This is a genomic window from Promicromonospora aerolata (genome assembly GCF_042682255.1).
Classification (GTDB): domain Bacteria; phylum Actinomycetota; class Actinomycetes; order Actinomycetales; family Cellulomonadaceae; genus Promicromonospora; species Promicromonospora aerolata.
In genome coordinates this window covers 5,754,339-5,774,784 of the sequence record NZ_JBHUHF010000001.1, presented here as the reverse complement: position 1 = coordinate 5,774,784, position 20,446 = coordinate 5,754,339, and the positions used below count along the sequence as shown (strand labels likewise).

General features: G+C 72.2%; 18 protein-coding genes and 1 pseudogene. 10 read left to right on the top strand and 9 right to left on the bottom strand.

What is annotated here, in order from left to right; translation table 11 throughout:
* The first annotated feature begins 77 nt into the window (after positions 1-77).
* From ACFSL2_RS25760 to ACFSL2_RS25750, 3 genes are read left to right on the top strand one after another with little or no spacing between them, the layout of a single operon-like run.
* Positions 78-2,339, top strand: coding sequence for an MMPL family transporter (locus ACFSL2_RS25760; RefSeq protein ID WP_377200571.1), 2,262 nt, complete (start codon positions 78-80; stop codon positions 2,337-2,339).
* Positions 2,336-2,722, top strand: coding sequence for a hypothetical protein (locus ACFSL2_RS25755; RefSeq protein WP_377200570.1), 387 nt, complete (start codon positions 2,336-2,338; stop codon positions 2,720-2,722). Before ACFSL2_RS25760 ends, ACFSL2_RS25755 begins: the two co-directional genes overlap by 4 nt.
* Entirely contained in the window at positions 2,719-3,576 is an 858-nt protein-coding gene (locus ACFSL2_RS25750) for an alcohol dehydrogenase catalytic domain-containing protein (RefSeq protein ID WP_377200569.1), read from the top strand. Before ACFSL2_RS25755 ends, ACFSL2_RS25750 begins: the two co-directional genes overlap by 4 nt.
* Here the strand turns inward: ACFSL2_RS25750 and ACFSL2_RS25745 are convergent.
* The 6 genes and pseudogenes from ACFSL2_RS25745 to ACFSL2_RS25720 form a co-directional block, all read right to left on the bottom strand.
* Positions 3,564-3,704: pseudogene (locus tag ACFSL2_RS25745) on the bottom strand (D-glutamate cyclase family protein); the annotation flags it as partial. The gene ACFSL2_RS25750 and the pseudogene ACFSL2_RS25745 sit on opposite strands and share 13 nt — an antisense overlap.
* Before the next feature lie 134 nt (positions 3,705-3,838).
* Complete coding sequence (locus ACFSL2_RS25740) at positions 3,839-5,695, bottom strand: SigE family RNA polymerase sigma factor (RefSeq protein WP_377200568.1); 1,857 nt, start codon at positions 5,693-5,695, stop codon at positions 3,839-3,841.
* Positions 5,696-5,767: 72 nt separating this feature from the next.
* Positions 5,768-5,977, bottom strand: coding sequence for a hypothetical protein (locus ACFSL2_RS25735; RefSeq protein WP_377200567.1), 210 nt, complete (start codon positions 5,975-5,977; stop codon positions 5,768-5,770).
* Positions 5,974-7,062, bottom strand: coding sequence for a quinone-dependent dihydroorotate dehydrogenase (locus tag ACFSL2_RS25730; RefSeq protein WP_377200566.1), 1,089 nt, complete (start codon positions 7,060-7,062; stop codon positions 5,974-5,976). The genes ACFSL2_RS25735 and ACFSL2_RS25730 overlap by 4 nt, the downstream gene beginning before the upstream one ends.
* Complete coding sequence (locus tag ACFSL2_RS25725; RefSeq protein ID WP_377200895.1) at positions 7,059-7,487, bottom strand: hypothetical protein; 429 nt, start codon at positions 7,485-7,487, stop codon at positions 7,059-7,061. Before ACFSL2_RS25725 ends, ACFSL2_RS25730 begins: the two co-directional genes overlap by 4 nt.
* On the bottom strand, positions 7,487-7,846 hold the full coding sequence (locus ACFSL2_RS25720) for a hypothetical protein (protein WP_377200565.1): 360 nt from the start codon (positions 7,844-7,846) through the stop codon (positions 7,487-7,489). Before ACFSL2_RS25720 ends, ACFSL2_RS25725 begins: the two co-directional genes overlap by 1 nt.
* A gap of 143 nt (positions 7,847-7,989) precedes the next feature.
* Between ACFSL2_RS25720 and ACFSL2_RS25715 the strand changes: the two genes are divergently transcribed.
* Positions 7,990-9,519: a leucyl aminopeptidase gene (locus tag ACFSL2_RS25715; protein WP_377200564.1), complete on the top strand. Its 1,530-nt coding sequence runs from the start codon at positions 7,990-7,992 to the stop codon at positions 9,517-9,519.
* 2 nt (positions 9,520-9,521) lie between these two features.
* On the opposite strand, the gene ACFSL2_RS25710 is transcribed toward ACFSL2_RS25715, so the two are convergent.
* Positions 9,522-9,878, bottom strand: coding sequence for an oxidoreductase (locus ACFSL2_RS25710; RefSeq protein WP_377200563.1), 357 nt, complete (start codon positions 9,876-9,878; stop codon positions 9,522-9,524).
* 300 nt (positions 9,879-10,178) lie between these two features.
* Between ACFSL2_RS25710 and lpdA the strand changes: the two genes are divergently transcribed.
* The 3 genes from lpdA to ACFSL2_RS25695 all read left to right on the top strand — a co-directional run bounded on the left by lpdA (position 10,179) and on the right by ACFSL2_RS25695 (position 14,647).
* Positions 10,179-11,597, top strand: coding sequence for a dihydrolipoyl dehydrogenase (gene lpdA, locus ACFSL2_RS25705; RefSeq protein ID WP_377200562.1), 1,419 nt, complete (start codon positions 10,179-10,181; stop codon positions 11,595-11,597).
* Positions 11,598-11,628: 31 nt separating this feature from the next.
* Positions 11,629-13,464, top strand: a complete 1,836-nt coding sequence (gene sucB, locus ACFSL2_RS25700) for a 2-oxoglutarate dehydrogenase, E2 component, dihydrolipoamide succinyltransferase (protein WP_377200561.1) — start codon at positions 11,629-11,631, stop codon at positions 13,462-13,464.
* 133 nt (positions 13,465-13,597) lie between these two features.
* Positions 13,598-14,647, top strand: a complete 1,050-nt coding sequence (locus tag ACFSL2_RS25695; RefSeq protein WP_377200560.1) for a TIGR01777 family oxidoreductase — start codon at positions 13,598-13,600, stop codon at positions 14,645-14,647.
* On the opposite strand, the gene ACFSL2_RS25690 is transcribed toward ACFSL2_RS25695, so the two are convergent.
* Positions 14,631-16,088, bottom strand: coding sequence for a serine/threonine-protein kinase (locus ACFSL2_RS25690; RefSeq protein ID WP_377200559.1), 1,458 nt, complete (start codon positions 16,086-16,088; stop codon positions 14,631-14,633). The genes ACFSL2_RS25695 and ACFSL2_RS25690 overlap by 17 nt on opposite strands.
* Positions 16,089-16,264: 176 nt before the next feature.
* The gene (locus ACFSL2_RS25685; RefSeq protein ID WP_377200558.1) at positions 16,265-17,353 is read right to left on the bottom strand and encodes a Gfo/Idh/MocA family oxidoreductase; all 1,089 of its coding nucleotides are present in this window, start codon (positions 17,351-17,353) and stop codon (positions 16,265-16,267) included.
* A 165-nt stretch (positions 17,354-17,518) separates the two neighbouring features.
* Between ACFSL2_RS25685 and ACFSL2_RS25680 the strand changes: the two genes are divergently transcribed.
* The 3 genes from ACFSL2_RS25680 (at position 17,519) to lipB (ending at position 20,362) form a co-directional block, all read left to right on the top strand.
* A complete protein-coding gene (locus tag ACFSL2_RS25680) occupies positions 17,519-18,232 on the top strand; it encodes an HNH endonuclease family protein (protein ID WP_377200557.1) in 714 nt (237 codons plus the stop codon).
* Between the two features lie 280 nt (positions 18,233-18,512).
* Positions 18,513-19,511: a type IV toxin-antitoxin system AbiEi family antitoxin domain-containing protein gene (locus ACFSL2_RS25675; protein WP_377200556.1), complete on the top strand. Its 999-nt coding sequence runs from the start codon at positions 18,513-18,515 to the stop codon at positions 19,509-19,511.
* 128 nt (positions 19,512-19,639) lie between these two features.
* Positions 19,640-20,362, top strand: coding sequence for a lipoyl(octanoyl) transferase LipB (lipB, locus tag ACFSL2_RS25670; protein ID WP_377200555.1), 723 nt, complete (start codon positions 19,640-19,642; stop codon positions 20,360-20,362).
* Positions 20,363-20,446: the final 84 nt, after the last annotated feature.

Below are 20,446 nucleotides of genomic sequence, written 5' to 3'. Positions count from 1 at the left end.
GTTGACAAACACGAGTGATCGCTCGCATTATTAACGCGAGTCATCGCTCGCATTCATCCTAGACCCCGGGAGCACCTGTGCTCGGTCGCCTCGTCATCCGCCGCCCCTGGCGGGTGCTCGTCACCTCGACCCTCGTCCTGCTGGCCTCGTTCGCGGTAGCCGCCACCACCGTCAGCTCGCTGTCCCTCAACCGCTACGAGGCGCTGGGCTCCGAGTCCGCCGCCGCGCGCTCGGCCCTCGACAGGCTCTTCGATACCGGCAGCCCCAACGTCGCCCTCCTCGTCTCGTCGTCCACCGGCACGGTGGACGACGACGCGGTGGTCGCCCTGGGCGGTGAGCTCACCGAGGCCGTCACAGCCTTCCCTGGCGTCGGCGACGCCTGGTCCTACTGGAGTCCCGACGCGCCCGACACCCTCGCCGGGGCGGACCGGCGCCAGGCGCTGGTGCTGGCATGGGTGCCCGGCGACGCGGACCACGTTCGCGGCGAGGTGCTGCCCGCCCTGCAGGCCGAGGTCGTCGAGCGCTTCGACAGCGACGACGTCGAGGTAGCGCTCGGTGGCGGCGACGAGATCTTCCGGGTCGTCGCGGGCCAGGCCCGCGCCGACTTCCTGCGCGCCGAGCTGATCGTCATCCCCCTTGTGCTGGTGCTCCTGTGGCTGGTCTACCGACGGCTCACGCCGGCGCTGGCCACCCTCGCCGTCGGCCTGTTCGCCGCTGCGGGCAGCCTCGCCCTGCTCCGGCTGGTACTTCCGTTCACGGACATCTCGACGTTCGCAGCCAACATCTCGCTCGTGATGGGGATCGGCCTGGGCGTGGACTACAGCCTGTTCATGATCTACCGCTACCGCGAGGAGGTCGCCGCGGGACACGACACCACGACAGCCGTGGGGCGCACCGTGGCAGGGGCCGGCCGCACCGTCCTGTTCAGCGGCCTGACCGTTGCAGCGGCCCTGGCCGTGCTGTTCGTCTTCCCGTTCCCGTTCCTGACGTCGTTCGCCTGGGCGGGGATCGCGGTGGTGCTCTGCGCGGTGCTCGGCGCGACCGTGGCTCTCCCCGCCATCCTCCGCCTGGCCGGCCGGAGGATGCTGCGCCCGACCGGTCCAGGACGGCCGGAGGACGGATTCTGGTTCAGGGTGTCCACCACGGTGATGCGCCGGCCGTTCGTGACGGGCGGTGCGGGGCTCCTGGCCCTCCTCGTGCTCGGCGCCCCCACGCTCGGGCTGACGTTCGGCTCTCCCGATGACCGCGTCCTCAATGACGGCGACCAGCCGGTGCGCACGATGTACGACACGATCCGCTCCGACTTCGCCGCCGAGGACGCCGACGCACTCTTGGTCGTCGCACCGGACACGACCGTCGGCCCGGGATCCACGGCCGTACCCGACAGCGATCTCCACGACTACGCGGCGTCCTTGTCGCAGCTCCCGGGCGTCGCCCGGGTCGACTCCGCGGCCGGCGCCTTCACCGCGGGCGACCGGACCGGGCCGGCAGGGCCGTTCGGTGCCGACCGGTTCGAGTCCGGCGCGGCTACCCGCCTGTCCGTCCTGCCCACCAGCGAACGCCTTGCCCAGGACCCGGTGGGTCTGGTCCGGGAGGTGCGCGGCACGGACGCACCGTTCGAGGTCGTCGTCGGCGGCTACCCAGCGGAGCTCGCCGACTACCGTGACGGCATCGTCGACCGTCTGCCGCTGGTCGCGTTGCTCATCCTCGTCGTGACGTTCGTCGTGCTGTTCGTCATGACCGGTAGCGTCGTCGCGCCGCTGACCGCGATGGTGCTGAACCTGCTCTCGCTCTCCGTCATGTTCGGAGTGGTGGTGTGGGGCTTCCAGGACGGTGCGCTCGCCGGCCTGCTCGGGTTCACTCCCACCGGTGTGGTGGAACCCAGCATCCTGTTGCTGATGTTCTGCATCGCCTACGGCCTGAGCATGGACTACGAGGTGTTCCTGCTGGCCCGGATCCAGGAGGAGTACGCGCGCACGGGCGACGTGGTGAGCTCGGTGCCGGCCGGCATCGCGCGCTCAGCGCCGCTCGTCACGGCCGCCGCGCTCATCCTGGCCGCGTCGTTCGCCGTCTACGCGTCCAGCGAGGTCGCGTTCATGCAGCAGCTCGGCATCGGCATGGCGCTCGCCGTGGCGGTCGACGCCACCCTGATCCGGGGCGTGCTCGTACCCGCAGCACTGCGCCTCACCGGACGGGCGAGCTGGTGGTCCCCCGGTCCGCTGCGCGCCCTGCACGACCGGTTCGGTCTCCGGGAGCACCCGGTGACTCCCGCCGCAGGCCCACCGCCGACATCCCCGTCCGCAGACACCCGACCCACCCTCGAGAGGACTACCCGATGACCGTCCTGCGCACAGCCCGTGTCGTTGCCGCGATCCTGGCCACAGTCATGCTCGTCTACCTCGCCGCCACCGGTGCGATCCGCACCGACAACCCGTTCATGGTTCCCGACGTGCTGCTGGGCGTCCTGCTCCTGGCCACCGCCTGCCTCCCTGCCCGCTGGGCGGCACCAGCACTCTTGTTCGCCTTCGGGCTGGCCTCCGGAGTGTGGACCACCTCCCTGTCGCACTACGCCGTGCGGGGCGAGCTCGTCGACGGCCTCGACCACCTACCCCTGATCGGAGCGTGCGTGATCCAGTCCGTCTTCCTCGCCCGCCGGCTCATCCGCGGCCCGGTCGGAACACCTCGGGATCCCGCGCCCGCCGAAGAGCCGGCGGCCGGATGACGCTCCAGGCGAGCGCTGCGCTCGCCCACCGGCTGGTCGTCACCGCGCTCGGGGACGAGGCGACCATGCGCCTCGTACCCGGCGCGATCCCCCACCCCGGCCCTGGACACGCGCTGGTCGAGACGCATGCCGCAGGGCTCGCCCGCGCCGACCTGCTGCAGCGTTCGGGACACTACCCGGGCGGCCCGCGACCGCCGTTCGTGCCAGGCCGGGACGTGGTCGGGAAGGTGATCGCCGTGGGGCAGGGTGTACCGAAGAGCTGGTCCGGACGCACCGTCGCCGCTCATCTCGCCGTCGGCGGCGGGCACGCCACCCACGTCACCGTCCCCGAGGCGCAGCTCGTCCCCGTGCCGGACGGCGTCCCCGCCGCCCGGGCAGCATGTCTCCCGCTCAACTACCTGGCAGCGCGCCAGCTGCTGCGCGCTGCACGCTTGAAACCCGGTGACGTCACCGAGTGGACCGGGACGCCGGGCGCCGGAAAGATCATGCGGGCTCTCGACGCCGCGGTGGTCCAGGCGGACTCGCACGGCGACCCTGCGCAGGCGCGCAAGATCCTCGGCGGTGCGCTGCGCCGGGCGTCAGGACCGGACGACTCCGCTCTTCCGGTCCCGAGCTGGCGCCGGCTCTCGCCTACCTGGTCGAGCTGTGCGTCCGCACCGGGGACGAGGAGACCGCGTGGTCCACCTAGGCCCGGCTCACGCACCTCGCCGAGGGCGACCACGCCCCGGCCGACCGGGCGGCCCTCGACGCTGCCCTCCCCGAGGCCCGCGGGATGCTCCCTGCACCGTGAGCCCCACGCAGTGAGCCCCACGCAGCGAGCCCTGGGTCTGCGGCCTTGGGTCGGCACCACGTAGTTCGACTTCCGGGCGTCGGTGATCGCCATGTGTCCGGGCGCGTGACCGATGGCGTACGACGGGCGCGACCGCATCACGGCGGCCTGCGGCGTCACCCCGCACGCCCAGAACACGGGCACCTCGCCGTCGCGACCTCCACTGCCTCGATGTGGCGCACGGGCACACCCGCGTCAAGGAGGGCAGGGCGGTCTCTGCGGCGGGGTCCATCGGACCACCATGCCGCCGGCCGGTGCAGGCGGCTCGCACCCCGGTGCCGGGAAGGTCAGCGGTCCACCGGCAGGATCCGTGCCAGGTGCAGCTGCGGGTCGGACCCCGCGGGGTCCGTGGTGGCCCACGCCAGCCGGTCGCCCGCCACGGCGATCTCGACGACGTCGTCCGCCAGCCGGTACGCCTGGTCGTGAAGGAGGAGATACCCCGCCCGCTCGTCCTCCGACCCACTCGTCCACGCCACCGCTGAACCGTCTGTGTCGATCCCCGTCACGCCTCCAGGCGGCTCGGCCAGCGTCACGGCCTCCGACTCCCGGTCGAGCACATAGATGCCGCCCGCCAGAGCCCACGCCAGCACAACGTCCGACGACGCGATCTCGGTCACGGCCTCGGCCGGGTACTCGCCCATCGGCGGGAGCGTCACGAGCGGCCGTGGGACGCCGTCGTCCGCATGGGCGGCAAGCTCGATGCCGGTACGCAGGTTGTTCGCCGCCCACTCCACCCCGTCCGACGTGGTGGCGAACCCGGTGGAGCCCTCGACCAGGATCTCGTCATCCCCGGTCGCCAGCCAGACCCTGGCCTGCTCGCTCTCGCCCTGGCCCGTAGGCCGCTGCAGGTGCAGGTACCCGCTGCTCAGCCCGATCCGGTACCCGACAGGCACCGGGTCGCCCGACGACTCCACGAGAGTGCGCACCTCGGGCTCCCGGACGTCGTCGACACTGCGGACCGCCCAGGGCGACGACTCGCTCTCGACCGTCGCTACCTCGAGCCAGACGACCCGGTAGCCCTGCCGCGCGACATGCGCGATCTCGGCCCGATGGCCATCGACGGTGCCGTTGACCGCTACCGGGCTGCTCGCCCCGTCCGCCGCACGCAGCTCCAGCGCCAGCTCCCGATCGGGGTAGACATCGCCGTCGTCCGGGCCGGGGGACACCTCCACGAGCGTCACGATCGAGCCGTCCGCCGCGAGCGTTCCCGTCAGACCGCTACCCGCCGCCGGCCAGGCAGCGTCGTCGACCACCGACTGGTCGACGACGGCCCCCGCTTCGATGGCGTCGGGTGCGGTGCCCACCTCGACCCGGAGCACGCACCACCCGTCCATCCACGGAGGGGCCTCCAGACCCGACGGCTCCGCCGGGCAGTCACCGGGCAGCGCGTCCGCGTCGTCGTCGGGCCGCTCCAGGCCCACGATCGAGCGGAACCACTCGCTGCCCGGCAGCGCGACCGGGCCCAGGCCCGGGACCGGGACCGGCCCCGCGAGGAAGAACGCGACCAGGAGCGCCGCTACGCCGCCGAGCACTCCCTGCGTGGCGCGCCGCCGGCGCAGTGCGGTCCTGCTCCCGCCGAGCGTCTCGGCCACGTCCCGGTACGGCACGGGGATGTCCGCGAGCTCCGCGCGCTCCAGGATGGCGCGCAAGTTCTCCAGGCCGCGTGCGTTCGTCGACTTCACCGTCCCCACCGATCTCCCCAGCTCGCCGGCGACCTGGGCCTCGGACAGGTCCAGCAGGTGCCGCATGACCACCACCCGACGCTGCTGCGGCGGTAGCTGCGCCAGCGCCTGCACCAGCTCGTCCCGGACGGCGACGCGGGCGGCGTGGTCCGGGGTGTCGGGAGGCCGGATCACGTCGTCGCCGGGCAGGTCGGTGCGTCTGGTGCGGCGCCAGGTGTCGGTGCGCAGGTTGACGAGGATCCGGCGGGCGTACGCACGTGGTTCGGTACGCACCTGGTGCCACGACCGGTAGACGCGCTCGAACGTGCCCTGGACGAGGTCCTCGGCACGGTACGGGTCCCCGCACAGCAGATAGGCGGTGCGGAAGAGGTAAGGACGTGCGTCCTCGACGAATGCGACGAACTCCTGGTCCTTGGATCGGACCACGCGGACCTCGGCCCGCTCGGGTACGTGGATGCTCATGTCCCCCATGACGCACCCCTCCCTGGGAAGGTTCAGCCTACGTTCGAGGATCCTCGGCTCAGGATGCTCGACTCAGGGCATCCGTAGCTCCACGCTCGGAGCCGCCTCGGTGCCGTCGTGCAGCAGCCGCGCCCGGACCGCGCCGGCCTCGGCCAGCGCGCCCCAGTGCTCGCCGAGCCACTGCTCGGCGTCGTACTGCGCGGTGAAGACGGGCGTCAGGGGCTCGCTCAGGCGATGTCCCTCGGCGTCGTCCAGAGCCCACTCCCACTGCGGACGGATCACTCGTACCTCCCACTGGCAGTCGAGCCGGCCGAACGGGTCAGTGCGCGGTTGATCCGCGACGCCCACAGCGGCCCCTCGTAGACGAATGACGTGTAACCCTGAGTGAGGTCCGCTCCGGCGCGCAGGTAGGCGCGGACGTCGTCGGCCCGGGTGATACCACCCACGCCGATGATGACGGGGCCCGTGCCGAGCCGCTCGCGCAGCCGCGCGACCACCTCGATGCCCCGGCCCAGCAGCGGCGGGCCGGACAGGCCGCCCGGGCCGCGGTCGTGGCCGATCGTCGTGTTGACGGCGACCACGCCGTCCAGCCCGAGCTCGAGCACCAGGTCGGCGACGGCGTCGACGTCCTCGTCCGCGAGGTCCGGCGCGATCTTCACCAGGAGCGGGATACGGCGGCCGCCCGGCGACACGGTGGCGTTGGCCTCGTCGGCGGCCGCGCGCACCGCCTGGAGGATGGGCCGCAGCGACTCCGTCGCCTGCAGGTCGCGCAGACCGGGCGTGTTCGGGGACGAGACGTTGACGACCAGGTAGTCCGCCCAGGGCGCCAGGAGGCGGGCCGAGGTCGCGTAGTCGGCGGCGGCGCCCTCCGGCGGGGCGACCTTGGTCTTGCCGATGTTGGCACCGACCACGATCGCGCGGCCTGCGGCGGTGCTGCGCAGCTCCCGCAGGCGTTCCGCCGCGGCGGCCGCGCCCTCGTTGTTGAAGCCCATCCGGTTGCGGACGCCACGCACGTCCAGCTCCCGCCACATCCGCTGCTTCTCGTTGCCCGGCTGCGGGCTCGCCGTGACCGTGCCGATCTCGATGAACCCGAAACCGAGCATCGTCAGGCCCCGGATCGCTCTCGCGTTCTTGTCGAACCCTCCGGCCAGGCCGAACGGTGCGGGCACCACCCGGCCGAAGAGCCGTACGCTCCCCGGCCCTCCGGCGCGCTGCCCCAGGTAGGGAGCCACGGCTCCCTGCACGACGTCACGCAGCACCGGCACCTTCCCGGCGCGCTCGATCATCGAGAACGCGAGCTCGTGCGCGCGTTCCGGATCCATGCGGCGGAAGGCGACGTTGAACAACAACGAGTACGGCCAGCTCATGCAGTCCTCTCCTCGGGCGTGCTGCGCGACGTCCGCCACAGCCACCACAGACCCACGAAAGGCAGGACGAGCGGCACGTAACCGTAGCCCTGGCCGAACGCGGACCAGACGGTCGACTCACCGAACGCCTGCGCGTCGGCGAGCGACAGCGCGCCGACGGTCACGACGCCCACTGCCTCGATTCCGACGGTGATCCATGCGACCAGGCGCCAGGCGGGGCTCCCGATCGCCAGTGCGACCGTCGCCACCACGTAGACGACGGCAGCGAGCGTGGACAGTGTGTACGCCACGGGCGCCTCGGCGAACTTCACGACCAGCTCGTAGGACGACCGGCCGAGCGCGGCGAACGCCAGCACCCCGTACACGGTCACCAGGACCCGGCCGAAACCTCGTCCGGTCCGCCGCGCGGAGGTCCGTTCCGCCATCATCCCGCCGTCCAGATCTGCCACATACGCCACTCCAGGAACGCCACCGTCAGGGACGCCACGAGCAGCACCACCGAGCTCCACCGGGTGCGCTCGGCGAACGCCCACGCTGCGGCGACCGGCAGGATCACCAGGGTCGTCGCGTAGTAGCCCCAGAACAGCAGCGGATCGACCGCGCCGGCTCCGGTAGCGCCCTGCACGATCGCGACGACGCCCTGGACCAGGATGACGGTCTCGACCGCTGCCCCGCCCCACAGCTGGTTCAGGATGACCGCGCGGTCGCGGGCCACGAACCAGCCGGCCCATCCGGCCAAGGCCACGCACAGGGCGACCACGAGGAGGACGAGGGCAAGGATCACGTCCCGCAGACTACCGGGCGGTCCCTGCGGAGCGGCAATCGGACCGGGCGTGACCTGCGCCTCCATCGGACCCCCGGCCGGCGGCCCGACCGGCCCCCCGGCCGACGGACCGAACGTCGGAGGCGCGGGATACGATCGGGCTCGTGACCGACGTGACCCTCTCCAGCAAGAATCCCACCGCCGTGAAGGCCGAAGCGCTCGTGGTGGCGACCGCCCAGACGTCCGACGGCGTAGCCGTCGTGTCCGACCAGCTCCCCACGGACCTCCTGACCCAGCTCGAGTCGCTCGCGCCCCAGCTCGGCGTCACCGGCGCACGCGACGAGGTCCGCAAGATCCCGGCCGGGCCAAAGCTCGCCGTCGACATCCTGGTCCTCACGGGCCTGGGCGAGCGTGCCGAGGACGGCACCTTCGCCACCGAGACCCTGCGTCGTGCCTCCGGTGCGGCGACCCGCGAGCTGGCCGGCCTCGCGTCCGCCGCGATCGCGCTGCCCGCGTCCGACGACGACGAGATCACCGCCGTGACCGAGGGCGCCCTGCTGGGCGCCTACGCCTTCAACCGGTACCGCGGTACCGGCAAGTCGACCGCGAAGGACGCGGCCAAGGACGCCAAGAACCGCAAGGACCCCGTCGCGGCCATCGAGATCCTGACGCCGCTGCACAAGAACGCGAAGGCGAAGGCCGCCGCCGAGCGCGCCCAGGTCGTCGCCGCGGCGGTCCACGCCGCCCGTGACCTGGTCAACACGGCGCCCAACGAGCTGTACCCGGCCACGTTCGCCGACGCCGCGAAGGCCGCCGCCAAGGACGTGCGGCACGTCAAGGTGACGGTCCTGGACGACAAGCAGCTCGCGTCCGGTGGCTACGGCGGGCTCACGGCCGTCGGCCAGGGCTCCTCGCGCGGGCCCCGGCTCGTCAAGGTCACCTACACGCCGGCCAAGCCGAACGCGAAGGTCGCGCTGGTGGGCAAGGGCATCACCTTCGACACCGGCGGCATCTCGATCAAGCCGGCCGCGGGCATGGAGGCCATGAAGTCCGACATGGCCGGTGCCGCCGCCGTCCTGTCCACCGTCGTCGCCGCCGCGAAGCTGAACCTGCCGGTCGCCGTCACCGGCTACCTCTGCCTCGCCGAGAACATGCCGGGCGGCAACGCGCAGCGCCCGGCCGACGTCATCACCATCTACGGCGGCAAGACCGTCGAGGTGCTGAACACGGATGCCGAGGGCCGCGTGGTCATGGCCGACGGCCTCGTGTCCGCCGTCGAGGACGGCCACGACGTGGTGCTCGACATCGCCACCCTCACGGGCGCCCAGGTGGTGGCCCTCGGCAACCGCACGTCCGCCGTGATGGGCACCGACGCGGTGCGCGACGAGGTCCGGGCCGCCGCCGACGCCTCGGGCGAGCTGTTCTGGCCGATGCCCCTCCCGGAGGAGCTGAAGTCCAACATCAAGTCCAAGGTGGCCGACGTCGCGAACTCGGGCCCGCGCTGGGGCGGCATGCTCAACGCGGGGCTGTTCCTGCAGACCTTCGTGGGCGACCACCCGTGGGCACACCTGGACATCGCGGGCCCCGCCTTCAACGACGGTGGCGCGCACGACTACACGCCCGGTGGCGGCACCGGTGTGGGGGTCCGCACCCTGCTCGGCTTCCTCGAGGGCCGGGCCGCGGCGCAGCAGTAGGGCTACCGCGACCTGCGCTGGGCGCTGTTCCAGTCGCGCATCCGCTGGGGGTAGCCGGTGAACCGGACGTTGTACACCGGCACCCCCAGCTGGTTCGCGATGTCGAACGCGGTCCGCTCGTCCGGCACCCTGCGCCGCGTCCACTCACCGGTGGTCGCCACGAGCAGGATCGTGCTGGGGATGTCGGTGGTCGGCGGCTCCACATAGGCCTCGACCCCCACGCGGGACCCGATGAACTCGCCGAGGTGAGCCACGGTCTGACGGCGTGCGTCGTTGCCACCGGGGCGCGACCCGGTGCCGGACGACGAGGAGCGTCGCTGGAAGAAACGCGCGAGCGAGCTACGGGACTGACGTGGCATGCAACGAGACTACTAGCGGGACCCCCCACCGTCCTAGGCACCTCCACGCCACTCCAGCAAACCCACAGCTCCTGTTCACAGGCGCCGGGCCCGGTCCGGCGGCGCCGCGCGGGCACGGCGCCGATCGCAGGACGTTTCACAGCTGGAGTTGCGCGTCAATGTCGCCACGGTCACACCCGTCAAGCGGGGTCCACAATTGGGGCCACGCCCGCTGAAGTGTCAAGATGGCATGCGGTGCTCACTATCCACCCGAGGTGAGCGCCCCACAGTGCCATCAGCCTGTCAACGAGGAGCCAGCACGTGCCTACGCATGACAATCCGGCCACGTTCGACGTCGTCGTGCTCGGCGGGGGCAGCGGTGGCTACGCCACCGCGCTCCGGGCCGCACAGCTGGGTCTGAGCGTGGCGCTCGTGGAAGAGAGCAAGCTCGGCGGCACCTGCCTGCACATGGGATGCGTCCCCACCAAGGCGCTGCTGCACGCGGCCGAGGTGGCGGACGCCGCCACCCACGGCGCGCAGTTCGGTGTCCGCTCCTCGCTGGACGGCATCGACATGCCGGGCGTGCTCGCCTACAAGGACTCCGTGGTCGCCGGCCTGTACAAGGGCCTGCAGGGTCTCATCGCCTCGCGGAAGATCACCGTCGTCGACGGGCACGGCACGCTCGTGTCCCCCGGCGTCGTCGAGGTCACGTCTCCGGACGGCGTAGCGACGCGGTACAACGGCAAGGACGTCGTGCTCGCGACCGGCTCGTACGCCCGGAGCCTGCCGGGCCTGGAGCTCGGCGAACGGGTCATCACCTCCGACGAGGCGCTGGCCCTGGAGACCGTGCCGAAGTCAGTGGTGGTGCTCGGCGGCGGCGTGATCGGCGTCGAGTTCGCCAGCGTGTGGAAGTCGTTCGGCGCGGACGTGCAGATCGTCGAAGCCCTGCCGCACCTCGTGCCGAACGAGGACGTCGCGCTCTCCAAGTCGCTGGAGCGGGCGTTCCGCAAGCGCGGCATCAAGTTCTCCCTGGGCGAGCGCTTCGCCCAGGTCAAGCAGTCGCAGGACGGCGTACAGGTCGAGCTCGAGTCGGGCACGACGTTCGACGCCGACCTGCTGCTCGTCGCCGTCGGGCGCGGTCCGCGCACCACCGACCTCGGTCTCGAGGCCGCCGGTGTACGGCTGGACCGCGGCTTCGTCCTGACCGACGAGCTGCTCCGCACCGGCGTCGCCACCCCGGGCGGCGGTCAGGTCTGGGCGGTCGGCGACATCGTGCCTGGCCTCCAGCTGGCCCACCGCGGGTTCGCGCAGGGCATCTTCGTGGCCGAGCAGATCGCGGGCCTCTCGCCCGTGGTGATCGACGAGGCCGCGATCCCGCGCGTCACCTACTGCGAGCCCGAGGTGGCGTCCGTCGGCGTCACCGAGGCGCAGGCCGCCGAGCTGTACGGCCCGGACCAGGTCGAGACCATCGAGTACAACCTCGCGGGCAACGGCAAGAGCAGGATCCTGGGTACCCAGGGCTTCGCGAAGCTGGTGCGCCGCAAGGACGGACCCGTGGTCGGCATGCACCTGATCGGCTCGCGCGTGGGCGAGCTGATCGGCGAGGGCCAGCTCATCGTGGGCTGGGAGGCGTTCCCTGAGGACGTCGCCTCGCTCGTCCACGCACATCCCACCCAGAACGAGGCACTCGGAGAGGCACACATGGCGCTGGCCGGCAAGCCTCTGCACGCCCATAACTGACCACTTAACGACAAAGGAGACCCCACAGGTCATGTCTGAGAACGTGCAGCTGCCGGCCCTCGGCGAATCCGTCACCGAAGGCACTGTCACCCGCTGGCTCAAGGCTGTCGGCGACGAGGTCGCCGTCGACGAGCCGCTGCTCGAGGTGTCGACCGACAAGGTCGACACCGAGATCCCGTCGCCCGTCGCGGGCGTCCTCGAGCAGATCCTCGTCCAGGAGGACGACACCGTGGAGGTCGGCGCCACCCTCGCCGTCATCGGCGACGGCTCCGGTTCCGGCGCCGAGCAGGCCGCGCCGGAGGCCGAGCAGGCAGCCGCCGAGGCTCCTGCGCCCGAGCCGACGCCGGAGGCGGAGCCTGCTGAGGCCGCCCCCGCCGCCGAGGCCCCCGCCGCGGAGTCTCCTGCCGCAGAGTCCCCCGCGCCCGCTCCCGCCGAGGCTCCTGCCCCGGCCGGTGGCGGCACCGACGTCCCGCTGCCCGCCCTGGGCGAGTCGGTGACCGAGGGCACCGTCACGCGCTGGCTCAAGGAGGTCGGTGACGAGGTCGCCGTCGACGAGCCGCTCCTCGAGGTATCGACCGACAAGGTCGACACCGAGATCCCGTCGCCGGTCGCCGGCACCCTCCAGGAGATCCTGGTCCAGGAGGACGAGACCGTCGAGGTGGGCGCCGTCCTGGCGCGCGTCGGGTCGGGTGCTGCTGCTCCGGCCGCGGCTCCTGCCCCCGAGGCACCCGCCGAAGCCCCCGCCCCGAAGGCCGAGGCCCCGCAGGCTGAGGCCCCGAAGGCCGAGACCCCGGCCCCCGAGCCCGTCGGACCGCCCACCCCGGCGCCGACGCCCGAGGCCTCCCCGGCACCTGCTCCGGCAGCCGAGGCTCCCGCACCGGCCGCCCCGGCTCCCGCAGCGGACGCCGCTCCGGCGTCGACCGGTCGGACCATCGGCTCGTACCTGACCCCGCTCGTGCGCAAGCTCGCCGCGGAGAAGGGCGTCGACGTCGCCGAGGTGACGGGCACCGGCGTCGGTGGCCGGATCCGCAAGGAGGACGTGCTGGCGGCCGCCGAGGCCAAGGCAGCTCCGGCTCCGGCAGCGGCAGCCGCTCCCGCGGCGGCCAAGACGCCGTCCGCCCCGGCCAAGCTCGAGGTGTCGCCGCTGCGCGGCACCACGGAGAAGATGTCGCGGCTCCGCAAGATCGTCGCCCAGCGGATGCTCGAGGCGGTGCAGACGCAGGCCCAGCTGACCACGGTCATGGAGGTCGACGTCACCCGCGTCGCGCAGCTCCGGGCGAAGGCGAAGGAGTCGTTCGCCGCTCGCGAGGGTGCCAAGCTCACGTTCCTGCCGTTCTTCACGCAGGCCGCGGTCGAGGCGCTCAAGGCGTACCCGAAGATCAACGCGACGATCGACACCGAGAAGGGTGAGATCACCTACCACGGCTCGGAGAACGTCGGGATCGCCGTCGACACCGAGCGTGGTCTCGTGGTCCCGGTCATCAAGAACGCGGGTGACCTGAACCTGGCCGGCATCGCCCGGCAGATCCAGGACCTGGGTGCCCGCACCCGGGCGAACAAGGTGACGCCGGACGAGCTGTCGGGCGGCACGTTCAACATCACCAACACGGGTTCGGGCGGGTCGCTCATCGACACCCCGATCGTCCCCCTGGGCCACGCCGCGATCCTGGGCACCGGCACCATCACCAAGCGCCCGGTCGTCGTGACGGACCCGGACGGCAACGAGAGCATCGCGGTGCGCTCGATGTCGTACATCTTCCTGTCCTACGACCACCGGCTGGTCGACGGCGCGGACGCCGCCCGCTTCCTGACGGCGATCAAGAACCGGATCGAGGAGGGCGCTTTCGAGTCGGAGGTCGGTCTCTGACGCGAACGTCCACGTCGCCTAGGTAGCGTCGCTGGCTGTGGCCGGTTCCGGGTCCGGAACCGGCCACACCTGTCTGCCGGCCCGACGCCGTGCCGGCAGGTGGCGTCGGCGCCGGGCAGGCTACATTCACCGCATGGATGTGGTGGTTGCCGGCTCACACGGTCTCATCGGCTCCGCGCTGGTCGCGGACCTCGCCGCCCGCGGGGACAGCGTGCGACGGCTGGTGCGCCGCGGTGCCGAGTCGCCCGATCCCGAGTCGCCCGATCCCGGGTCGCCCGATCCCGGGTCGCCCGATCCCGGGTCGTTCGAGGCAGGCTCGTCCGGCATCGGGTCGTCGCACGGCGGGCACGCTGCCGCCGGCGAGAACCTGGCTGGCGACACCCTCGTCCGCGACGTGCTGTGGGACCCGCGTACCGGCGAGCTCGACCCGGCCGCGCTGGAGGGTGCGGACGCCGTCGTCAACCTTGCCGGCGCCGGGATCGGCGACCACCGCTGGACCTCCGCCTACAAGCAGACGCTCCTCGGGTCCCGCACCACCACGACCAGCCTGCTGGCTCGCACGATCGCCCGCCTGGATGCTCGGCCGGTGCTGGTGAACGGCTCCGCGATCGGGGCGTACGGCAGCCGGGGGAACGAGGTCCTGACCGAGGAGTCGGCACGCGGGCAGGACTTCCTCGCCCGGCTGGTCGAGGCCTGGGAGAACGCCACCGCCCCGGCCGCGGAGGCCGGGGCCCGCGTCGTCTGGCTACGCAGCGGCCTGGTGCTGGCCCCCTCGGGGGGCGCGCTCGGCAAGCTGCTGCCCATCCTGCGGCTCGGCCTCGGCGGCCCGCTGGGCAGCGGCCGGCAGTGGTGGAGCTGGATCACCCTGCCCGACGAGATCGCGGCGATCCGCCATGTCATCGCGACGGACGCGCACGGCCCGGTCAACGCCGTCGCCCCCGAGCCGGCCACGAACCGGACGCTGACCCGCGCGCTCGCCCGGGCGCTGCACCGGCCCGCGGTGCTGCCGGTACCCCGTTTCGCCCTGCGGATCGGTCTCGGGCAGTTCGCCGACGACCTCGTCTCCTCCCAGCGGGTCGTGCCCGATGTGCTCGCCCGCACGGGCTTCACCTGGACGCACACCGAACCGCAGGGCGCGGCCCGCTGGGTGGTGGAGACGAACGAGGTCAGCGCACCTCGCTGACGCGCCAGCCGCCCGGGGTCCACACGAGGGTCAGGTCGGCCGACTCCTGCGACGCGGGGACCGACGTCTCGCCGGTTTCCGACACCTGCATGTGCGCGGTGATCGTGTAGTCGATCCGCACGACCGCCTCGATGGGCACCTTCTTGCCGGACTTCTTGCCCGCGGCGGTACCCGAGGTCTCGGACGTCTCGGTGCGCGACGCGGTGGTCGCGTTCTGCAGGGCCGACGCGGCGCCGGGGCCCAGCGTCACGACCTCCGTCTTCTTCACCTGCGCGGACGCACCGACCACCTGGGCACCGGTCTGCTCGAGCTCCTCGAGGATCTGCTTGTCGGCCACGTAGGCGGGCGAGCCCTCGACGTTGACGGTGCCGATGTCGGAGACGGCGCCCGCGAGCAGCGCGAGCCGGCGCGACGTCAGCTCGACGGCCGCACCGGCCGGGTCCTTGGCATTGGCCACCGGGTTGACGCCCACCGAGAGCGACGACGACGCCGCCGACGGTGTGGGCGCGGAGGTGGCCGGCTCCTCACCACCGAAGACCTCGGGGGCGGCCATGGCACCGGCGGTGATGCCGGCGACGACACCCGCCGCGATCATGCCCGTCGCGATCACGGACACCACGGTGGTCCGCGGCTGGGCGGCTCCGGCTCCGCCGGCGCGGCCCGTGAGCGGCATCGTCGCCCGACGCCGCGCCGTGGCTGCCCAGCGCTTGCCGTCCACGGCAGCGATGGACCCGGTGAGCGTCTTGGCCGCCGAGCGCCAGGCCGACGGCGTGTGCGCTCCGAGCGGCACGTGACCCGCGATCGGTACGGGACCACTGAGAGCTGCCGAGACGAGGGCCGACCCCTCGGGGAGGCGGACCGGCTCCGACGTCACGGCTTCATCGGCGAGCGCCGCGAGCGTGCCCGGCTCGGGCCGGTCGCGGGGGTCCTCGGCGCGGGCGCGGGCCAGTACCGCGCGCAGCGCCTCGTCGGCCTCCGAGTTCAGGCTCGGGCCGGGGAACCCGAGCACCGACTCCACGAGCGTGGCCAGCGACGTGACGTCGACTGGGTCGTCGCTGTGGTCGGGCAGCGTGACGCGGGGACGCAGCATCGCGCTGCCGTCGGAGCGGAGCAGCACGTCCGTGGGCCGGACCCCGCCGTGGACGAGGCCCACGCTGTGCAGGGCCGCGAGCGCCTGCGCGATCGCGACGGTGATGCCGGCGCCTTCCGCGGCGGTCAGGGGACCCCGCGATCCGACGGCGGTGGGCAGGTCGACAGCTCCCGTACGCGACAGCCGTACGTCCAGGTTGTCCGGACCGTTCGGGGAGATGGCGATGAGCGGCACCAGGTGGGGGTGATCCAGTGTCGCGAGAGTGTCTAGACGGCGCACCAGGAGCGCGCGAGACGCGGCCTCCGTGGGGACGGCCACGCGGACCAGTTCCGCTGATTCGATGTAGTGCACCCGTTCATCAGAACCCCGGTGTTCGCAGTCCGCCCTTTATCCACAGGATTTGCCGAATCGGGCACCCTGTGGGTGAAGTGGCCGGATGCTTGACGCGCGGACTGGGTCTACGGTATGCGCCCTCCGGTTCCGGTGGCCGCGGCTCAGCGGTCCCCCCGGTTCAGACACCCCGCGGCTCAGACGTCGATGAGCCGACCTTCCTTGGCGGACCGCCGGGCGGCGTCCAGCACCTCCGCGGTCCGGACGGCGTCCGCGGGGTCGACGGGGACGTCGGCCTCGCCGGCGAGCCAGTCAGCGACGGCAGTGTAGAAGTCACCGTGGCCGCCCCGCGGTTGTGCCACCGCCGTCCGCTCCCGGCCGCGGACGAGCCAGCCGTGCGTGCCCTCGGGCTGTTCGCCGTCGAGCACGTCGAAGGGTGACGCGTCGGCCTCGAACGAGTTCACCAGGTAGGCACCGGCGTCGCCCAGGACGCGTGTGCGCGGTCCGGGCGCTCCGACCAGCGAGCCGGCCCACAGCCGGGATACCACACCCTTGGCGGGGGGCTCGGCGCCGAAGAGGACGTCGGCGGCGGCGGCTCGGCCCGGGACGACGCCGGGTTCGCTGCCGGGGGCGGCGTGGTGCAGCACGAGGAACACGTCGTCCTCGGTGGGGGTCGAGAGGGCCCGGGTCTCGGCGTACACCGCGACGACCGGCCCGAACAGCTGGGTGGCCGAGTCGACGAGGTGCGGGCCGAGGTCGAGCAGGAGCCCGCCGCCCACGGCGTCGTTCTCCTTCCACCGCTGCTGCGGCTTGGGCCGCCACCGCTCCCAGTGCCGCTCGAACGTGTGCACCGTGCCGAGGTCGCCGCGGCGGAGGAGCGCCGCGAGGGTCAGCTGCTCGGGGTCCCAGCGCCGGTTGTGGAACACCGTGAACGGTGTGCCCGACGACGATGCTGCGCTCAGCACCCGGCGCGCCTCCGCCGCGGTGGTCGCTATCGGCTTGTCCAGCACGAACGGCTTGCCCGCGAGGGAGACGGCGTTGGCGTGCTCGGCGTGCAGGGACGAAGGGCTCGCGACGACCACCAGGTCGTAGAGCCCGGGCTCGGCGAGCATCGACGGCAGGTCGTTGAACAGGCGTGCGCCGGGCCAGTCACCGGCCGCCTGTACGCGCCGTCCCGAGTCGCGCGCGACGACGGCGGTTACCGTCATTCCCGCTGCTCGCACCAGGCGGGCGTGGATTTGTCTGCCCGCACCCCCGTAGCCGACAATCCCGATCCGAAGAGCCATGGCCCCATGGTGCCCCGCGGGGCGCGCCGACGCGAGACCACTGGTCAGCGGGTTAACAGCCGTAACGCAACTCTGGCAGACTGGGGCAAGCGGTACTTTTCGCGCACTCTTAGCGTGTCCGGCCAGGTGCGTCCGGACCACACCGGCCGACAGATTGAGGGACTCGTGTCCGCCACAGCCAAGAAGTCCAGCCAGACCCGCAAGACCCTGCAGCTCGTGCTCGTCGCCGTCGCGGCACTGGTGCTCGCCGGAAACTTCGTCGTCAAGTCCCTGGGCGACGACGTCGCCCCCGCTGAAGGCGCCGAGGGTTCGGCCCTCGCGACGCTCGACTCGCTGACGGTGCAGGACGCGGCCTCCGGGGACGGCTACGACCGCGAGTCCGACTTCGGCAGTGCGTGGCAGGACGCAGACGACAACGGCTGCGACACGCGGAACGACATGCTCCAGCGCGACCTCGAGGACTTCGAGCTGTCCCCGGGCGAGACGTGCGAGGTGGCGTCCGGGACCCTCGACGACCCGTACACCGGCGAGACCATCGCGTTCGTGCGCGGCCCGAACTCCAGCGACGTGCAGATCGACCACGTCGTGGCCCTGATGAACGCCTGGACCACCGGCGCGGCGGACTGGGACCGGGACAAGCGGGTCCAGATCGCCAACGACCCGCTCAACCTCGTGGCCTCCGACGGCCCGGCGAACATGGGCAAGGGAGCGAAGGACGCCGCCGAGTGGCTGCCCGACAACCAGGCCTACCGCTGCGAGTACGTCGCCCGGCAGATCGCGGTCAAGGCCAAGTACGAGCTGTGGGTCACGCCCGCCGAGCGCGACGCCATGGAGGACGTGCTGACGAGCTGCCCGGCAGAACCCCTCCCGGCCCCCTGACCCACCCCCACCCCCACCCCCCGCTCCGGCCCCACCCCCGGCCCCGCCCCGCCCCGCCCCGCCCCGGGTGGCGCTACCGCGCCACCCCCACTGACTCTGGTTCAGCAGGCTGTTGCGGACCGTTACCGGGTTCATAACGGTCGCCTTGCGCCTGCTGAACCACACTCAGGACGGCGGTGCAGCGGCGCGAGCGCGACCACAGCGCTACCCTCGGCACGGTTGTGCACAGCCTCGACGACCGCGGCGACGACGTCAGGCACTGCGGTGATCTGATCCGGGCATGCGACCCCTCAGTGCGATCCCTCCTGCGGTCACCGAGCTTGCCGCCCGGCAGGAAGGCCTCCTCTCCGTGCAGCAGTGCCAGGCGCTCGGCCTCGACCGGCGTCGGGTGCGGCGGCTCGTCCGGGACGGCGTCTGGCGTCGCGAGGGCAAGCGAGTCATCGACACGGATCCCACGCCGCCGTCGACGAGGGTCCGGGACGACTACTTCGACCACCTCCGGCGGCGGTCGGCAGTCGAAGGCCTGCTCGTCCAGCCTGGGGCAGCCGCGGTCGGAGCCGCGGCGCTCGCCCTGCACGGCGTCGCTGGGCTCCCCCGTCAGGTCGAACCTGAGGTCTCGTATCCCCGTGGTGTCCGGCACAGGGGACTGGACGGTGTGATCGTGCGTCAGTACGCCAACTTCAGGAGCCAGCAGTACGGCAGCTGGCGCATCGCAAGGATCGAGCACGCCCTCGCCCAGGCACTACCGGAGATGTCCAGGGACCATGCCGTCGCCGTGCTCAGCAGTGCCTTGAACAAGCGGAAGCTCAGCCACGCCGGACTGGTCAAGGTGCGCCGACTCCTGCGCCGACGACGCAACGCGGGTCCGGCGCTCGGCTGGATCGATCTCGCGGACGGCAACGACGAGTCCCCTGCCGAGACGTTCGCCCGCCTCTCCTGCGTCGACCACGGCGTCCCGCCGGACCGCACCCAGGTCGTGTTCCACAAGGACGGACGCTTCCTGGGCCGCTGCGACCTCGGCTGGCTCCTGCGTGACGGTCGGTGGCTCGTGGTGGAGATCGACGGTGTCGGGCCGCACTCGACCCACGAGGCGCTCGTCAGGGACGCACCCCGCCAGAACCGGCTGCTGGCGACCGACCGAATCGTGCTGCTGCGCTTCAAGCCCGCCGACAACGACCAGCCCGGAGGGGTCGGAGCCGTCGTGGCCTCGCGCATCGCAGCGCTGGGCGGCCGGAACCCGACAGCCGCGGGCCCTGTCCCGGGCCCGGTGCCCCTCTGAGCGCAGCCAGCTGAGCGCAGCCACCTGATCCCGGTTCAGCAGGCTCAGGGGGACCGTAATCGACCGCATAACGGTCGTCCTCCGCCTGCTGAACCCTGGTCAGTGATGGCGGACGTAGGGTGACTGGCATGGACATCCGCCATCTCACGGGACACATCGGGTACCACGAGGGCTGGGACCTGCAGCGCAGCACACACGAGTCCGTCCGCACCGAGGACCAGGCGGACACGGTCTTCTTCCTGGAGCACGTCTCGGTGTACACGGCGGGCGCCCGCACCCACCGTGACGAGTACCCGACCGACGGCACCGAGGTCATCAAGGTGGACCGCGGCGGCAAGATCACCTGGCACGGGCCGGGCCAGATCGTGGCCTACCCGATCCTCAAGCTCGCCAAGCCGTTCGACGTCGTCGAGTACGTCCGCACGCTGGAGCAGGCGGTGATGGACGTGTGCGCGGCGTTCGGCGTCGAGACCATGCGGGTCGAGGGCCGCTCCGGCGTGTGGGTCGCCGCCGACTCCCCCGACGTCCCCGACGCCCGCCGGGAACGCAAGGTGTGCGCCATCGGGGCACGCGTGGCCAAGGGCGTCACCATGCACGGCCTGGCCCTGAACTGCGACTCCGACCTGGCCGCGTTCGAGCACATCGTGCCCTGCGGGATCGACGACGCCGACGTCACGTCCCTCACGGCCGAGCTGGGCCGGCGCGTCACCGTCGACGACGTCCGCCCGCACCTGGAGGCAGCCCTGGTCGAACACCTCGCGCCCCTCCTGGCGCGAACCCCTGCACCGACCACTGCACCGACCACCGCGCCGTCCGCGGCGTCGTCAGACCCCGTCTCCGCCACCGCGTGACGAACGCCACTGCCAGGCCCCGGGACGACCGCGCGAGGGCGGGCGCCCGAGGCATAGGCTGGACGAACCCGCTGACCTGGGAGA